This is a genomic window from Paenibacillus sp. MZ03-122A (genome assembly GCF_024213325.1).
Lineage (GTDB): Bacteria > Bacillota > Bacilli > Paenibacillales > Paenibacillaceae > Paenibacillus > Paenibacillus polymyxa_B.
Genome location: NZ_JANAVI010000003.1, coordinates 418,914 through 436,584, shown reverse-complemented (window position 1 = coordinate 436,584; position 17,671 = coordinate 418,914). Strand labels below are relative to the sequence as shown.

Annotated in this window: 13 protein-coding genes; 5 read left to right on the top strand and 8 right to left on the bottom strand. The window is 45.9% G+C overall.

What is annotated here, in order from left to right; translation table 11 throughout:
* Positions 1-138: 138 nt before the first annotated feature.
* A complete protein-coding gene (locus NLX74_RS09215) occupies positions 139-1,317 on the top strand; it encodes a M20 family metallopeptidase (protein ID WP_254328506.1) in 1,179 nt (392 codons plus the stop codon).
* A gap of 42 nt (positions 1,318-1,359) precedes the next feature.
* Positions 1,360-2,430: a glycine-rich domain-containing protein gene (locus NLX74_RS09210; protein WP_254328505.1), complete on the top strand. Its 1,071-nt coding sequence runs from the start codon at positions 1,360-1,362 to the stop codon at positions 2,428-2,430.
* A gap of 86 nt (positions 2,431-2,516) precedes the next feature.
* Here NLX74_RS09210 and glgA read toward each other — a convergent pair whose 3' ends face one another.
* Both glgA and glgB read right to left on the bottom strand, forming a co-directional pair.
* Positions 2,517-3,959 (bottom strand): glycogen synthase GlgA, encoded by a 1,443-nt coding sequence (gene glgA, locus NLX74_RS09205; RefSeq protein WP_254328504.1) that lies wholly within the window; start codon positions 3,957-3,959, stop codon positions 2,517-2,519.
* A gap of 21 nt (positions 3,960-3,980) precedes the next feature.
* Positions 3,981-5,903, bottom strand: a complete 1,923-nt coding sequence (gene glgB, locus NLX74_RS09200; RefSeq protein WP_254328503.1) for a 1,4-alpha-glucan branching protein GlgB — start codon at positions 5,901-5,903, stop codon at positions 3,981-3,983.
* A 236-nt stretch (positions 5,904-6,139) separates the two neighbouring features.
* Here glgB and NLX74_RS09195 point away from each other — a divergent pair, with 236 nt between their 5' ends.
* Positions 6,140-7,366 (top strand): glucose-1-phosphate adenylyltransferase, encoded by a 1,227-nt coding sequence (locus NLX74_RS09195; protein WP_254328502.1) that lies wholly within the window; start codon positions 6,140-6,142, stop codon positions 7,364-7,366.
* A gap of 80 nt (positions 7,367-7,446) precedes the next feature.
* Here NLX74_RS09195 and NLX74_RS09190 read toward each other — a convergent pair whose 3' ends face one another.
* The 5 genes from NLX74_RS09190 to NLX74_RS09170 all read right to left on the bottom strand — a co-directional run bounded on the left by NLX74_RS09190 (position 7,447) and on the right by NLX74_RS09170 (position 12,870).
* The gene (locus NLX74_RS09190; protein ID WP_061828239.1) at positions 7,447-8,877 is read right to left on the bottom strand and encodes a sensor histidine kinase; all 1,431 of its coding nucleotides are present in this window, start codon (positions 8,875-8,877) and stop codon (positions 7,447-7,449) included.
* A complete protein-coding gene (locus NLX74_RS09185) occupies positions 8,874-9,572 on the bottom strand; it encodes a response regulator transcription factor (protein ID WP_023988960.1) in 699 nt (232 codons plus the stop codon). Before NLX74_RS09185 ends, NLX74_RS09190 begins: the two co-directional genes overlap by 4 nt.
* Before the next feature lies 1 nt (position 9,573).
* Positions 9,574-10,908 carry a hypothetical protein gene (locus NLX74_RS09180; protein WP_322160862.1) on the bottom strand — a complete coding sequence of 445 codons (1,335 nt, stop codon included), beginning with the start codon at positions 10,906-10,908 and terminating at the stop codon, positions 9,574-9,576.
* Complete coding sequence (locus NLX74_RS09175; protein ID WP_235309689.1) at positions 10,905-11,630, bottom strand: phosphonate ABC transporter ATP-binding protein; 726 nt, start codon at positions 11,628-11,630, stop codon at positions 10,905-10,907. The genes NLX74_RS09180 and NLX74_RS09175 overlap by 4 nt, the downstream gene beginning before the upstream one ends.
* Positions 11,631-11,712: 82 nt before the next feature.
* On the bottom strand, positions 11,713-12,870 hold the full coding sequence (locus NLX74_RS09170; protein WP_254328501.1) for an MFS transporter: 1,158 nt from the start codon (positions 12,868-12,870) through the stop codon (positions 11,713-11,715).
* A gap of 436 nt (positions 12,871-13,306) precedes the next feature.
* Between NLX74_RS09170 and NLX74_RS09165 the strand changes: the two genes are divergently transcribed.
* Complete coding sequence (locus NLX74_RS09165; RefSeq protein ID WP_061828235.1) at positions 13,307-14,224, top strand: hypothetical protein; 918 nt, start codon at positions 13,307-13,309, stop codon at positions 14,222-14,224.
* Between the two features lie 66 nt (positions 14,225-14,290).
* Positions 14,291-15,055 (top strand): HAD family hydrolase, encoded by a 765-nt coding sequence (locus NLX74_RS09160; RefSeq protein ID WP_254328500.1) that lies wholly within the window; start codon positions 14,291-14,293, stop codon positions 15,053-15,055.
* A 69-nt stretch (positions 15,056-15,124) separates the two neighbouring features.
* Here the strand turns inward: NLX74_RS09160 and NLX74_RS09155 are convergent, their stop codons facing one another.
* A complete protein-coding gene (locus NLX74_RS09155) occupies positions 15,125-17,482 on the bottom strand; it encodes a type IA DNA topoisomerase (protein ID WP_254328499.1) in 2,358 nt (785 codons plus the stop codon).
* Positions 17,483-17,671: the final 189 nt, after the last annotated feature.

Below are 17,671 nucleotides of genomic sequence, written 5' to 3'. Positions count from 1 at the left end.
TCTCCTTAAATTCTTTATAATAAATAAGATTGTGTCATTATAAATGAATATGCATGATTATGCAATGAATGTTATAGTACAATTTCAGCATACCTAACGCAGTACCTACATTACAGTTTATATAAAGGAGTTTTCAGCATGGATTTTAAGCAGACCATTCAAAAGACAATTGAGCAGCATGCCCCACGGTTTAAGGACATTTCGTTATATATTGGCGCAAATCCTGAACTTGGAAACGAGGAATTTCTGGCCGCTGCCCGTTTAAAAGAAGAACTGGTTTTTCACGGTTTTGAGATCCAGACACCCGTATTGGGCATAGAAACAGCCTTTATTGCAACTTACAAATCTGCAAAACCCGGACCGGTTGTCGCTTTTCTGGCAGAATATGACGCTCTGAAAGGTCTAGGACACGCCTGTGGGCACCATTTGATATGTATGATGAGTACAGGTGCTGCCGTCGGCCTCAAGTCGATCATCGACGAAACTGGTGGAGAAGTACGGGTATATGGCACACCTGCCGAAGAAACACGCGGTGCAAAGGTCCCGATGGCCGCTGCCGGTTTGTTTGATGATTGCGACATAGCACTTATGACGCATCCTTATGACCATTACGAAAAATCAGGCAAATCACTGGCGATTGATGCTGTACAATTCGAATTTTTTGGTCAATCCGCCCACGCGGCTGCCAGTCCGCACGAGGGCATTAACGCGCTGGACGCTGTGATTCAAACGTTCAATGGCATCAATGCGTTCCGTCAACAAGTAAAAAGTACAGTGCGTATCCATGGGATCATTAATCAGGGTGGGCAAGCAGCCAATATTATTCCTGATTACGCCTCAGCCCAATTTTATGTGAGGGCCGCTACACGTCAAGAACTGAACCCGCTGACTCGCCGTGTTATTCAAATTGCTGAAGGAGCTGCTTTACAGGCCGGATGTCGTTTGGAGACCTCCAATTATGAGACATCTTATGATGAAATGGTCACAAACCGCGTACTTTCCGATGCCTTTACCGCAAATTTGGTGCAGGCTGGCATTTCGCAAGAAGATATAACGGAAGGTGAAGATCACGGCTCCATGGATATCGGAAATGTATCGCTTCATTGCCCTGCTATCCATCCGTACATTCAAGTTATTGACGAGAAGCATGCCTTGCATACACCAGAATTCCGCGATTTGGCGATGCAGGACCGGGCCATGGAAGGAATGCTGCTGGCTGCAAGAACCTTGGCATGGACTGCTTGCGATGTAATCACGAATCCTGAACTGCTAGCCCAAATAAAAAAAGAATTCTCTCTGCTGAATAACGAAAGCTAAATCTTAATTCCGTGTTCTTTCAGAAAGGAGCAGCCAGCCATCATGGATAGTATGAGCAGCTTTTGGACGTTGTTTATTGTGGTGGACCTCATCATTGTTTGGTTTATATTCCGTTCAATACGCAGGAACCGGGGAAACAGAAAAACACGGCGCCGGAATGCTTTTTTCCTCAGTTCCCCTTCTCCTTCGTCCCTTACACAGGAGCGTCATCCAGAGATTACAGAGCTGATGCAGCTACTGGAGCAATCCATACCCGCCTCCTATGCTCAAAGCGTAAGGCGTCGTGTAATGGAAGCCCACCCAGAGCTGACGGACCAAGAATATGATTGGCGCTGGCATGAGCTAAAACGATATTTTATGCTATGCGCGATTATGAATAGAGTGCCTATGTTCAGTAGTGGTGTGGATGAATTATGGCACGAAATGTTGATGTTTACCCGCGAATATCAGCAATTCTCGGAAGCTTTTTTTGGTCGTATGCTTCACCATGCGCCCCATTCTGGCGGCTCTAAGCCGATGCCTGAGGAGCGGGCGTGGTTTGACTGGTTGTATGTGGAATGCTTTGGCTGGAACCGCTATAGCGCCAGTTTGTGGGGTACTTTTTTTAATCATCCATTACCGAACGACGAGCTTTCGCGCTATTATAAACTCGCAACTTCGGCGCAGCCAGCAGGTGACCGCTGGAATACACAGGAGAATACAGCCATTTCACATCAGGCCCAACAAGCGGTTCATAAGATTGTACAACGTCTGCGCGAGCGGGTGAATAAAGCGGTGGATGATCCTGAGGGGAAGCAATTGCCTAAGGTCAACTATTTACAGGTCGACTATTTATTATTAGCTGTTGTGTGGTATTCATGGTATCAACCTGAACAATTTGCCATACACATGCACCCGGATGCTACAGGTAATGCCGTATTAGCTAGCTCATCCGGCTGTAGCTCGGCAAGCGGATGCTCGAACTGGGATACACATCACTCGCACCATCATTCCTCCCATGACAGTTCTCATCATGGAGGCTCTTCTCACCATGATTCAGGCGATTCTGGTAGTCATTCTTCGTGTAGCAGCGGCTCTTCATGTGGAAGCAGCTGTGGTGGCGGGGGAGACTGATCATAGCAAAAAGGGAATTCCTCAGCCAAACACTGGCTAAAGGGATTCCCTTTTTCATTAACATGACTATGGTGTTCCTACTCTGTTCAGTCCGTCTTTGTTAGCAAATGGTAAATATCCATATACGCTTTAGCTGAAACATCCCAACTATATTCTCCTGCAAAAGCCGTCTGTGTAAGTTTCGACCAATGCTCAGATTGGCGATAAAAATGAACAGCACGACGAATAGTGTTCAGCATATCATGTGCATTGTAGTTCGTGAAACTAAATCCGTTTCCTTCCCCTGTGGACTCATTGTAAGCCTGCACAGTATCGTTAAGACCCCCTGTTTCTCGCACAATAGGGATACTTCCATAACGAAGCGCCAGCAGTTGGCTGATCCCGCAAGGCTCAAACCTTGATGGCATAAGATACATATCACTTGCCGCATATATTTTTCGTGACAGAGGTTCGCTAAAAGCGAGCTGCGTCGACATTTTCAGTGGATAGCGTCCCGCTGCCTCACGAAACCAATGCTCAAAAGCCGGATCCCCTGTTCCCAGCACGACAAACTGGATATCATCATAATACAGGATTTCGTCAAGCACTCTCGTTACCAGATCTAGCCCCTTCATATCTACAAGCCGGGTTACCATGGCAATCATAGGTACGTCTGGCCGCACCGGCAGACCCAACTCTTTTTGCAGGCCAATTTTGTTTTCCTTTTTCTTTGTCAGACTCGTGCGGTACTTCGTATAAATACGATTGTCCGTGGCAGGATTGTAGCTTTTGGTGTCAATTCCGTTCACAATCCCTGTTAAGCGACCCTGATCTCCCAATTTACGAAGCAGACCCTCCAGCCCGTATCCGTAAAATTCGGTTTGAATCTCCTCTGCATAGGTTGGACTCACGGTCGTGACATGATCCGAGTACGTAAGCCCACCTTTCATAAAATTCAGTCTGCCATGATACTCCACACCCTCGGGGGTGAAATAGCTTCCATCCAGGTTGAGCAGCTCAGTTAAGACCTCATACGGAAAATCCCCTTGATACAGCAGATTATGTATCGTAAACACCGTGCGAATATCGCTGTAGAAGGGCAAATGTCGATAATCGGCATTCAGAAGCAGCGGAACCATTGCCGTATGCCAATCATGACAATGCAAAATATCCGGCCGAAAGTTCAGTTCAGGCAGCATTTCTAAAATCGCCCGGTTAAAAAAGGAAAAACGTTCGCCATCATCCATATAACCGTAAATACCGTCACGACCGAAGTAATACTCATTGTCTATAAAATAAACCTTGATTCCGTCTAATGTCAGTTCCTCTATTCCGCAATATTGATTACGCCAGCCTACGGCTACTAGCTTCACCGCTACCGGACGCAGAGACTTTTTATAAGTATCGGGAATCCCCGCATATTTAGGTAAAATGATTCGGACGTCGCACCCCGCCTGACGAAGTGCCTTCGGCAGTGCGCCAATGACATCAGCCAACCCGCCTGTTTTAATAAATGGATGTGCTTCTGCTGCCGCAAACAAAATGTTCATATGTGCTTCCTCCTTATGTGTTTAATCTGCTTTTCTAGGCCTCCGAGGCGCTTTCTTGAGTATAACGATGCTTAAGGGTGGTATGGTCACCTCCAAGCTGTGAAGCTGTCCGTGGCAAGGAATGGAGGCGGTCCGTATCACTCCGGTATTTAGCTGGCCATTTCCCCCAAAGTCCTTATGATCACTGTTCAGCAGTTCGATATAACCCCCGGCCTTTTCCAGCCCAATTCGATAGTTCTCTCTGGGCACGGGCTGAAAGTTAATTAGCACGACCAGTGTATCTCCCGGCTTTTTACCTTTACGTAAATACGTAATTACGCTCTGCCCACGGTCCTCCGCTTCAATCCACTGATATCCATCCCACGAATGATCCAGTTCCCATAACGCCTTTTCCTGAATATACAAATGATTCAGCGCTTTCGTATAAGTGTGCAGCGAACGGTGACTGTCATAATCCAGCAGAAACCAGTCAAGCTGCTCTTCATCCTTCCATTCGATGAATTGGCCGAATTCCCCTCCCATAAATAAGAGCTTTTTGCCCGGTGAGGTGATTTGGTAACCGAGAAGCGCTCGAAGCCCGGCAAATTTTTGCTCATAGCTACCTGGCATTTTATCAAGCAGCGACTTCTTCCCATGAACAACCTCATCGTGCGACAACGGCAGTGTAAAATTCTCGCTGTACGCATAAGCTATGGGGAATGTCAGCAAATTATGGCGCTCTGGCCTTTGATCGAAATCCGTTTCGATATAATCAAGCGTATCGTTCATCCAGCCCATATTCCACTTGTAATTAAAACCGAGTCCTCCATCGCTTACCGGGGAAGTCACCATCGGCCAGGCACTGGACTCCTCTGCCATCATCAGAGCATACGGATAATAGCGGAATACTGTTTCATTCAGTTGTTGAAGGAAGGCAATAGCCTCCTCATTTTCAATGCCTCCTTTAGAGTTAAAACGATATTGACCGTCCTGCTTTTCAAAATCCAGCCGTAGCATACTTGTCACAGCATCTACGCGCAGGCCGTCAATATGGTACACATCCATCCAGAATAGCGCATTAGATATCAGGAAAGAACGCACCTCCGGCTTGCTGTAATCAAACGTCAGCGTTCCCCAGCCGGGCTTTTCCGCAATCAGCGGATCCGCGTATTCGAACAGGGGCGATCCGTCAAACAGCCTTAATCCATGAGCATCTTTTGCAAAATGGGCTGGCACCCAATCCATCAGCACTCCGATTCCCGCCTGATGGCAACGATCCACCAAATACATAAAATCATGCGGCTCTCCATAACGGCTTGTGAGTGCAAAATATCCGGTAAGCTGGTAGCCCCAGGAAAGATCATACGGATGCTCACTCAGCGGCATCAGCTCAATATGTGTATACCCCATATCGGTCACATAAGGCACAAGAAGCTCGGCTATTTCCCTGTATGTATAAAACGTACCATCTTCTTTTTGCTTCCAAGTGCCCAGATGAAGCTCGTATATGTGCAGAGGCTTTCCATAAGGTGCTCTACGTTTTCGGCGCCAAATCGCATCGTTCCAAGCATAACCATCTATAGAAGCTACCACAGAAGCCGTTGCTGGCCTCACTTCAGCACGTACCGCGTAAGGGTCTGCTTTCAGAAATCGTTCACCGTTTGCACCCGTAATGTCGTATTTGTAAAAAGTTCCTTGGGATATCCCCGAAAAAAAACGACTCCAAAAACCGGATTTGGGAACCCTATATAAGGAATCCTGTTCCCCATTCCAGTTGTTGCGATCTGTAGCAAGCCCGACATGGAGAGCATGAGGAGCCCAGACCGTAAAGCGGACGCCCTGTTCTCCGTTCTCCACAGTAAGGTGGGAACCCAAAGATCGGTAGCTGTGATAAAGCGTTCCTTCATGAAACAAATAAATATCTTCCGATGAAATAGCCTGTTGCGGAAGAGTTTGGTCTGTCATCACGTCACCACCCTTATATGTTTTGTAAGTAAAAATGTATGAATCGGTAATGCATTCGCTTTTGGGTCAAAGCTGACTTGAGTTATTACCCCATTCTAGCCACATTGAACAGAAAAATGACTAGGAAAAAAATAAACCTTAGTTTTGGGGGAATCTTATATACCTTATGGTTTCAAGAGTACCCCATACCGTTTATGTATGTACTACACTGACAACTAAACCGGGAGGGAAACGAAATGTTTAATAAAGAATGCATTGCCATGCTGCTGGCAGGCGGAGAGGGACGCCGTCTTGCTCCCCTTACTTCAACGATTGCAAAACCCGCCGTACCTTTTGGCGGTCATTACCGGATCATCGATTTTCCTCTCAGTAACTGCGTAAATTCGGACATTGATACTGTAGGTGTCTTGACGCAATATGAGGCAGAATCCTTGCACGAACATATCGGGGATGGAACACCATGGGGTCTTACAAAAACAGATTACAAGGGAATTACCCTGCTTCCATCTTATAACACAGGTAACGCTGAATACTTAGGAACGGCAGATGCTATTCATAAGAATATCGAATATATTGACAGCCAAAATCCGGAGCATGTGCTTATTTTATCCGGTGATCATATCTACTATATGAATTATCGTGAAATGCTGAACTACCATAAGGAAAAAGGAGCTGCGGCTACCATTTCTGTCATGGAGGTACCTTGGGATGAAGCACACCGTTTTGGTGTTATGAGTGCCGATGAAGATCTGCGTGTCACAGAATTTGCAGAGAAGCCGGAGAAACCGGAAAGTAATTTGGCCTCCATGGGGATTTACCTTTTCAAATGGGATTACTTGAGAAATTACCTATTAGAAGACGCACAGGATGCTCAATCCAGTCATGATTTTGGTAAAGATATCATACCTAAAATGTTGGCGGACCAAGAATCCTTGTACGTTTATGAATTCCAGGGCTACTGGAAGGACGTAGGTACCGTTAAAAGCCTATGGGATTCACACATGGATTTGTTACACGAAGATTGTGCGATCGACCTTCAACGCAAGGACTGGCCGATGTATACACGTGAACGCCGCACAAGGTTGAGCGCACAAAAGGTACCTAACCGTCAAACACAACCATTGGGCAGCTTGTTGCATGATTCCTGCCAAGTAGAGGGTCGAATAGAACGCTCCGTTGTATTTAGTGGTGTCGAGGTAGGTAAAGGTTCAGCCATTAAAGAAAGTATCGTTATGCCTGACACACGCATTGGACGTAACGTCCATATTGAACATGCGATTATTGGTGAAGGTGCTGTGATTCGCGATGGTGCTGTCATTAAAGGTAAACCGGGCGAAATTATGGTCATCGGACCCAATGAAACGGTATTTGGTAAAATGGCGGTACGACCGCAAACTACACGTATGCTGAAAGAAGCTTACGAGCGCAATACACGCTTACGTGCCGAAGGTTTTACTTCATAACGTTACCCCAAATTAAAAACAGCCAGCCCTCCCGATTTGAGAGGACTGGCTGTTTTTCTAATTACACCTATAAGTAGGCTTTAAATCTGTCCTTCAGTAAGTTGTGATGGTTCCACGGATTGCTCTGCTTGCAGAGCAGGTAATGAAACCGTAATGGTAGTTCCAGCCCCCAGTTCACTTCTGATGAGCATCTGACCATGATGGCGCTCGATAAACTGTTGCGAGATGGCCAATCCCAGTCCAGTACCACCGTTTTGGTGGTCTACCTGGAAAAAGCGATCTCTGACTCTGGCAAGGTTTTCAGCACTAATTCCAATCCCTGTATCTTGTACGGATATCTCGATATTGCCATCCATCCGTTGTAGAGACAGAAAAATAATCGAACTTTCATGCGAAAACTTGATAGCATTATCCACAATGTTCAAAAACACCTGTTTTAGACGGTTACCGTCTCCATGGACGAGATATGCCGTTTCCTCCGAATCCAGCTGAAGTTTTATCTGCTTCATTTCTGCTTTGGCCCATACGTTCAGCATAATTTCCTGTAAAAGCTCCCGTAGATCCACCGTTCCCATCACAAGCTTCATGGCATTTTGCTCCAGCTTGGAAAAATCGAGAATTTCCTCTACCAAGCCAATCAGCCGATCGGTCTCCTTAGAAATAATCTTCATCCCGATTTTCGTCTCTTCCGGGTCATATCCGCCAGAATTTAACGTTTCACTCCAACCCTTAATAGATGTAAGTGGAGTACGCAATTCATGAGATATGGATGAAATAAAATCATCCTTGATTTGATTTGTTCTGACAATTTCCTGTGCCATATAGTTCAGAGTCGAAGCCAGTTCACCCAACTCATAACGATAATCGCCTTCAATGCGTGCATCAAACCTCCCCTGAGCCATCTGAGCAGATACATCGCGGATATTATTAATCGGTCTAACAATAGAATTCGCGAGCCCTGTGCTGACTACAAATACAATAACCAGTACAGCTGCCATGATGCCAAGAGAAAACAGCGTAATCGTAAACAGCTTATCATTTACCAATTCCAGCGAAGTCGTATACCGAATAACATACACCTGGTCTCCGACGATATTGTCAAGTTTTTGAGATACCGCCATCACCTGCTGCCCCGTACTCGGTTGCTTTCCGATCCATTTGCCTGTATCTCCAGCTAATGCTTGTGTAACATCACTTGTTTGCACACTTAGATCTGCTGCAAAATTCGTCGAGTTATCAATTACATTTCCCTGTTCATCGAGCAATTGCAGTTCAGTGAAGGGTAGAGAAAATGTATTTAACAAATACGATTGCAAAGACTGTTCCGGCTCTTTGAATTTGGGTGCAAATTCACTTACCGATTCGATACGGCTTTCGATATGTTTGTAAATGGAGTCATAATAGTACGACCGGAGTGCAAACATAAAAATGACTTCTACTAACAGAAGCGCCAAGAACACTACGAAAAAATAGTGAAGCACAATCTGTCGGCGAATCCCCTTTTTGATCATTGAGACTGACCTTTCCATTTATATCCATGTCCCCAGACTGTTTGTAAAAAAGCTGGCTCGGATGGATTGTTTTCAATTTTCTGCCGCAGACGTCGGATGTTCACATCCACAATTTTCGGATCGCCCATATATTCCTTGCCCCATACGTGGTCAAGTAGAACATCTCGGCTGAGCGGCGTGTTTTCTTTTTCGAGAAAAAATTGAATCAGGGAAAACTCAGTCGGTGTCAACTCGATCAGCTGCCCGCTCTTCTTAAATTGCTTAGCAATCAAATCTAGCGTGAACGGTCCGGATTGGAAGGATACTTTGGCTGCTGTTTCACGATGTACATTCACCCGACGCAATAACGATTGAATACGTGCAATCAGCTCCGTCGGGCTAAAAGGCTTGCTCACATGATCATCGGCCCCTACAGACAAGGCATACACCTTATCCTGCTCCTGTACTTTCGCTGTGAGAAAAATAATGCCGATGCGCTCATTCGTTTCCCGGATTCTCCGACAGACCTCAAAACCATCCATACCGGGTACCATTACGTCGAGCAGTGCAATATCAATATCCCGCACCGTGTTCAAAATATTCAGAGCCTCATGCCCTTCCGACGCCTCCAACACCTCAAAACCGTTACGCTTCAAGTTAATGACGATAAAGCTGCGAATGGATTCCTCGTCTTCCATGATTAAAACTTTACTCACTCTACTCTACCTGCCTTTCCCCCATCTTGTTTTTAATGGTTTTACGCGGTTCCAGCTCACTGGATCGCTTAATGCCAATGACCTGCGCATTCGTTCTCCACAGTTGGCTATAACCTTCGTTGTTTCGCTCCCATTGTGACAACGAGAAAAATTTAATTTCCGCTATCGTTTTGTCTGTATCATCCAAAATGAAGCGCAAATAGCTGTCCTTCTTCGAAACTTTCGGATCAATAGTCACCTTGCCATGCAGCTCTTTCGGTAATCTGAAGTAGACCTGTTCATTAGAATCACGATACTGCTGCTGCTTAAAAATCGTTCCTTTCGCCCCGTCCCACTGATAGAACGACACAAAATATGGAACCTCATCCAGCGGCTTGTTACTCCAACCTTTAGGCTTCTCCAAATTACCAAATTCCAGAATGCCGTCACCATCCACATCACCACTGGCGATGGTCGCATCCTTGAAGGTGACATCCATAAGATTAAGCTTCCTGAGCTTGCCGTGATCCATCACAATAACATTGGACACGGTAGTGGTCTGGGCAATTTTGGTGTCTATAATAATCCCCTGCCTACCCTCGGCTACCTTGCCAGCAACGACATTATAGACACCTAAGACCTGACTGTCCAAATCCAACGATCCGATTTCCTTAAAGGTTCCCCCACTGAATTGAAACGTTTTAACAGTAAAGAATTCATTACGTCGCAGCGTAATAATCGTCAAATCATTCAAATTATCCCCGTTCAAGTCCATCTTGTTATGGTTAAAATCATCTACGACGAAGTCTGTATAACCTGTAGCATATATTTTCTCCAGCGTTCCTCCGGTATAGGAATACACGATGAGTCCCTTCTGATCCCCGCCATCGCCACTATCTCCGCTGGAAAAACCCGCTACAATATCGAGTGTTCCATCATTCGTTAAATCCACGAGCTTAAATGACTCCAGCACAGTGCCTTCCCCATCAAACGTCAGCTTCTTTACCCAAGTTCCGCCCTGATCTTCAAACAAGGCACCATGTATTTTTACGCTCTCATCTGGCGTTTCATAAAAGAGCACTGCTTCGTCTGTGCCATCATTGTTCAGATCACCCGTCCGAATTGGCGTCGGGTCATCTGGGTCATTCGGCCTTAAAGGCTGTACCGCCCCTAGTTGCGTATTCACTGCACCATTCAACTGCTGTTTCTCGTCAGACATCGTCGGTGTCTCCATCAGCGAAATGGGATCGCTAATAACATTACAGCCGCTTAAAAATCCAGCAAGGAGCAGCAAGGAACAGCAGCCAGCCACCATTCTCAACAGCATTATATTCACTTCTCTTGCCGTCCCCTTCACAATTTGTTCTTTTCTGCTTGTGTCAATCGTCTTCCCTGAATATCAAACACCAATTCACCATCATTCAACCCCCATATACGGGAAGCAAAGCGTTCAGCCATTTCCAGCGGCAATACAGTCATGATCGTCACCCGCTCGTCAGAACACAGCTTGCGAAAGGTCTCCAATACATGCGCTGCCGAAGTTGGATCAAGTCCATTTACAGGCTCATCAGCTAAAATAACTTTAGCTCCGTGCACGAGAGCACGCGCAGTCGCTACCCGCTGCCGCTCGCCACCGCTGAGCTTGTCACATTTATCATGCGCCTTATCCAGCAGACCCAGATCCTCCAGTACGTCCATCGCTCCCATATAATCGTCGGAACGCACCATCCCCGTCACCATTCTCCACATCGGAGTTTGAACGGATCTGCCAATGAGCACATTTTTAAGAGCGGTTCGATTCATATTTAGATGCGGGTTTTGCTCCAGGTATGCCCATTCCCGCTTTATTTTCTTCTTGCCCGTCCACCCGGATTTCAGCACATCATTGCCACCTACAATTAAACTGCCTTCATCCCATGGCTCTTGTAAAGCAAGACAGCGAAGCAACGTTGTTTTGCCGCTTCCACTTGGCCCCACTATGGCAATAAATTCGCCCTGATGAATTTCAGCATCAATTCCTCGAAGTAGCTGGGTCCGTTCAGGCCCCACTTGCTTGGTCAGCTTCCGAATTTTAATCATCTAAGTGATTCCCCTTTGCGCGCCATCAATACTGTTTATATTTTATAGTAAATGTGAAACAAATACCATGCAAACCGCAGTTTTAAACCGCCGTTACTCTTTTTCTGGAAAACAAACCTAACAATCCGAAAACAACGTAACTACCTCCAAGGACAAGAAACATACTGCCTTGAGTTCCAAAGTCCAGCAACCCTCCGCTAATATTAGGTCCGATCACACTTCCCAGATTAAAATGAAAGGATGCCAGTACATTCGCGGCTGCTAAAAATGATTTGGGCAACAGATCAGCGGCGTAGGCCAAACCGAGGGAGAAAAAGGAGCCTACTAAACCACCTGCTAGGGTCAGCAATATCAAAGTGAACATAAAATGATTGCCGCTCCAAGGTAGCAACATAAAGGTCATTCCCCCTGCTATACCTACGCTCATTAGCACCTTTTTACGTCCCCAACGGTCACTCAATATCCCTAGCGGTAGCTGCAGCACTAACCCTCCCAAACTGACGAACGGCAGCAAGGCGGCGATTTCATCGGTATGAAAGCCAATACGCAGGCCATAGACTGGAAAGTTACTGTTCAGGCTCGCTTCCATATAGCCGTATAGAAATGCAGGTAAAAGAGCGTACCATGCCCAGCTGTAGCTGCGACGAAATCTTTGAGTGGGACGCGCCTCGGACTCCAGCTTCTCCGGTCTGGAGTCCGGCAGCTTTATTAACACCAATAACAAAACAAGCAAACATAATAAGGCCAACGCAGCGAATGGAACCAGCATTCCATAATCGAGTAGCCATAATCCCAATGGTCCTAATGCAAAACCCAGACCGTATGACATACCATAAAAGGAAATGTTGCGGCCTCGCTTCTCTGCTGGAGTCACCAGCAATATCCATAGCTGCGCAGAGTAGTGCAATGCACTGTCACCAATACCTACTAGCAGACGCAGTATGAACCATACCCGAATATCAGGGATTAGCGGGAATAGCAGCAGCGTAACGAGCACTAGCACAAGCCCTCCGGCCATCAGCTTTTTGAACCCTAACCACCCCAATGTCCGTTCTGCCACCAACGTCATTGCGAATGAACCAATATACAGGGCAGCCGCATTCATTCCGTTTAGTGAAGATGAAACTCCCATTTGTTCCAACGAGATAGACAGAATAGGTAATAATAAACCTTGGCATAATCCGGCAACAATAATAACAGCAATTAAAATAAAATAATGAACCCGTAACGACGACGACATCCTAGCTCCTCCTGATCGAACAAATAAAATAATTAAAATCAATGTTAAGAAATGATTTGCATTTGATTCCATAATCAATAATAATTCTTATCACTATGTATTTCATGCCGTCCTGCAAAACCGGCAAATCACATATACAAATTCAGGTGTAATTAGTGTATTAAAGAGAAGAAAAAAATCGCCATCTGAGATGACGATTTTACGGAAAGAGCTTGTCTGGTATGTATCCGACTCCTTCGGTTAAGGAGCCTCGTATGTTCAATCCGAACCCATTCACGTCACAACGCACTATTTCATATTATAGTGGACAATCCCTGGCAGAACAAGCCATAATAAATAAGTGAGCAATTATTAAAATGCTCATGTTTTGCTTATGGACGGGCTTAATTACGTTCACCGCTCTGGGCTAGAAGACAGAATAGGAGGCATTAGTTCCATGAGTTATCAAATTAAAATAGACACTTCTCCAATTTATGAATTGCTCGGCAGCTTCATGGCCTATGTGACTAAAAAGTGGGTCCAAGATATGGACTTGGGCCATGAATGGATCGACAAGGTAGATGCACGACTACAACATGAAGTTCGTACTGAGCTTGCTACAGCTCAGGATTGCCCTTTTAGCGATTATGACGCACTCTATGCCTGGGCGTTACTTCGACCGGAATCGGATGAAATATCTGATTATATCTCTTATTTGGACCACGGTCCGGATAAAGATATGTTTGAGTTGCTCGTTCCGCATATCCCTTTTTTAACCTTTGAAGAATCTTTACGCATTCGCAAGGTATACGCACCACTCCTCAGATTGTGGGATCGTGATTATTTTCGGGCCTTGGAAGGCGAACTACGTGTGTTGGCAGAAGAAGACGCTGCGGAAAAACGCATGCTGCTGAGTAAGATGGAACCGGAAGCATTGGTTGAATATGCGACAGCTGGACTAGTCGTGCCACACGTGGAAGACCTGGATACAGTAGTCCTATTTCCGGTTGTCCATAATCGCCCGATTAATTCATACTGTTTTTATACCCGCACACTTCTGATCCAGTATCCGGTAGATATCCCCGAGGAGAGCGAGGAAGAACCGCCTACGCTTCTGCTACGGCTAACTCGTGCGGTCAATGATCCGCAGCGACTGCGAATTCTACGTTATGTAGCTCAAGGTCCTAAGTCTCTCGAAGACATGCGCCACGATTTGAGCCGTTTGGAAGATACACTCATGTCTGATATGATGATTTTACGAGTGGCTGGTCTGCTCCGTATTCACATCGGACGTTATCATAAGGAAAAATTCAGCATCCGTCCCGATGGCGCGGCTGATTTACAGGTATTTTTGGAATCCTATATTGGATTGTAATTTGAATTGTACTTTTAGTTATAACCGAAGCAACGTTAAAGCTTTGGCTTGGAAGGAGTATGCATCATGTCGTATCCGAAGCAGCACATTTTATTTGATCTTGATGACACCTTAGTCCACTGCAACAAGTATTTTGACCTTATCCTCAACCACTTTTTCGATTTGCTTCAGGAATGGTTTGCAACTCATAACCTAACGAAAAACATGATTCGTGAAAAACAAATCGAAATTGATGTGGCTGGAGTTCATCAGGTGGGCTTTGCCAGCGAGCATTTCCCACAATCTCTGATAGATACGTACCAATTTTTCTCGGAACAATTCGGACGCCGTCTCGATTCACGGGAAGAGCAGGAGCTTCGCTCTCTTGGCCGAAGTGTATACGAACAGGAAATCGAACCGTATCCAGGCATGGTCGAAACGCTGAACTCCCTCCAAAAAGCAGGGCATTCCCTTCATCTTTATACTGGTGGTGAGCAGATCATTCAAGAAAGAAAGATTGAACAAATGAAACTGGCTACCTACTTTGATGACCGCATCTACATTCGTCAGCATAAAAATGTTGAAGCACTGGAAGAAATCATCCAGATGAATCGCTTGGACCGAAGCATCACCTGGATGATCGGGAATTCTCTGCGCACTGATGTATCTCCAGCCCTTGCCGCAGGTATTCATGCTGTCTATCTCAAGCAGCCTAAGGAATGGATTTACAATATGGTTGAATTGCAAAAAAACGTGAACTCCGTGATGTATACGATACAGAAGCTGACGGAAGTACCACGGGTTATCCACGAAAGCATACAATTACATCAACAAAAAAGGACCCTCGGATAGGGTCCCTTTTTTGTATTTAAATTGTTATTCAACCTTTGATCCAGCCAAAATAGTGGTCTAAACCCTGTCTCAGGATTCCTCTCGAACGCTAAGTCGTCCTGTACCTGGTTCATTCAGAATAATTCGCGCTTTGACGGTCGATCCATCTTTACGCTTAAAAGACAACAATTGCGTCTGTCCCTTTGTCAACAGAGACTTGAGCATCGTTTCGGTAATCTGCTTGCCAGCATATTCCTTCCAGACGACAAAACCACAGCCCTGCTTGTAGTGGCTGCACCCATACCCTTTACGCCCTTCAATAATGCTTCCGCCACAATTAGAGCATGGGCAGCTACCCAAAGCTTGCCTTTGGCTCACTGAAATGCCTGAGGGTCCGTCGGAAGAGCTGCGTGCAACGGAACCTGCTGTTCCCGCAGCACGACTTGCTGGTGGTGGTGCTTGCTCCAGCGTTGCGCTTCCAGCGTTACCACCGCGTCCTGATGTAGCACGCCCCACCCCCTTGGCGACGGTGCGTCCACTCGCACGTGCGCTACGTGCGCCTTCTTTTCCAGCCGCACGCTTCCCCCTTGCTTCCTCGCCAAAGGCATCTGCCGGAGCTGGTGGCTGCTGCCTCACCTTGTCAATGATGGACAACGTAAATCTTTTAACGTTATCCATAAATTTCTCCTGAGCCGCCTCACCCTTGGAAATTTGATGTAGACGACGTTCCCATTGACCTGTCATCTCCGGTGAGGCTAATAGATCAACCCCGGCATGACGGATCAGATCAATAGCCATCTTTCCCTTTTCCGTAATAAGAATCTTTTTGCCCTTCATTTCAATATAGCCAACCTTTTTCAATCGTTCAATTGTGGCAGCCCGTGTGGCAGGTGTGCCTAAGCCGGCATCCTTCATGACCTCACGTAATTCCTCATTCTCCATCTGTTTGCCTGCGCTTTCCATCGCCTTAAGCAATGTACCCTCCGTGTAGCTTTTGGGGGGCTGAGTCGCCTTTTCTTTCATCTCAGCGCGAACACACTCCACCGGACGTCCCGCATCAATCTCAAACTTCTTGTCCGTCCACTCGTCCGTTTCCTCTTCATCCTCTTTTTTCGATGATTTGCTCTTTTTACCTTTATCCTGGTCAACCTTACTTAAAACCACTTTCCATCCCAAGAAAAGAAGCTCTTTGATATTTGTTTTAAACAGATGCTTGTCCACCTGCGTCATTACGGTATGCATTTTATATTCAGCAGGCGGAAAAAAATGTGACAAAAACCTGCGAATAACCAGGTCATATACATTTTGCTCCTCCTTGCTTAGCGTACCTGGTCTTTTTAACGTTGGCAGAATAGCATGGTGATCTTCAACACGAGATGGATTGCAGACCGATTTATTCTGTTTATGGACCAAGTTGGGGTTGGCTTGTTGTACCAGATCAGCATAAGGACCTGTCCCCAGCATCCGTAGCGCCTTGTGCATGCCGTCTATATTTTGCTCTGTCACATAGTTAGAATTGGTACGCGGATAAGAAATGACCTTGTGACGCTCATAAAGCGCTTGTGCCACATCTAGTGTTTTTTTGGCCGAATAACCGTACTTGGCATTCGCCTCGCGTTGAAGCAACGTTAAATCGTACAATTTAAAAGGATACTCTTTTGTCTGCTTTGTGTCATATTTGGTGATTTTACCCGTTTTTCCGCGAACGGTTGCAGCGATCGCCTCAGCTTCCTCCGGCTTCGTCAGCCGATCCCCCTGCCACGCACCTTTGTACTTGATCTGATCTTGCTTGAATTCAGCCCACACATCATAGAAGGTTTGAGACTGAAATGCCTCAATTTCCTTTTCCCGGTCATGAATCAATGCCAGCACGGGAGTCTGCACCCGCCCTACTGACAGTAGTGTATTATGTCGTGTTGTGAACGCTCTGGAAGCATTCATTCCGATCAGCCAATCCGCTTCACTTCGTGCCCTTGCAGCTTGAGTCAGAAATTCAAACTCTGAAGCATCTCGCAATCGTTCAAAGCCTGTCGCAATACTCTCCGCTGTCAAATCTGAAATCCACAGTCGCTTAACTGGCTGATGCAACTTCAATTGCTGTTGAATCAACGCAAAAATATATTGCCCTTCCCGTCCAGCATCACAAGCATTTACGATGGCGTTGCAGCGTTTAGCCAGTTCACCAATTATTTTCAGCTGATCCTTTGTTTTCGGATTCGGTACAATTTTGAACTGCTCAGGGATAATAGGAAGATCCTTAATATTCCATCGTTTGTACTTAGCATCGTATGCATCCGGCTCAGCCAAACCCAGCAAATGTCCGATCGCCCAGGTTACAATGTATTTCTCCCCTTCCAAATAGGTACGGTTATTTTTCGCCCGCGGCTCCATAACGGCGGCAATCGTCCGTCCCATATCTGGTTTCTCAGCAATAATCAACGTCTTCATTCATACTCCATTCCTTCCTGACGGCCTTCTGTTTCTCCTCCATGAATCATACATATACATGGAATGTTAATGAAAACACAGGTATCCCGGCCTCATGCAAAAGGAGCCTTCTCCTGACGAAAGCTCCTTTGTAAATTCATTTAGTCAAGCGCTTCAACAATATACGTGTATTATACCATAGATACCATG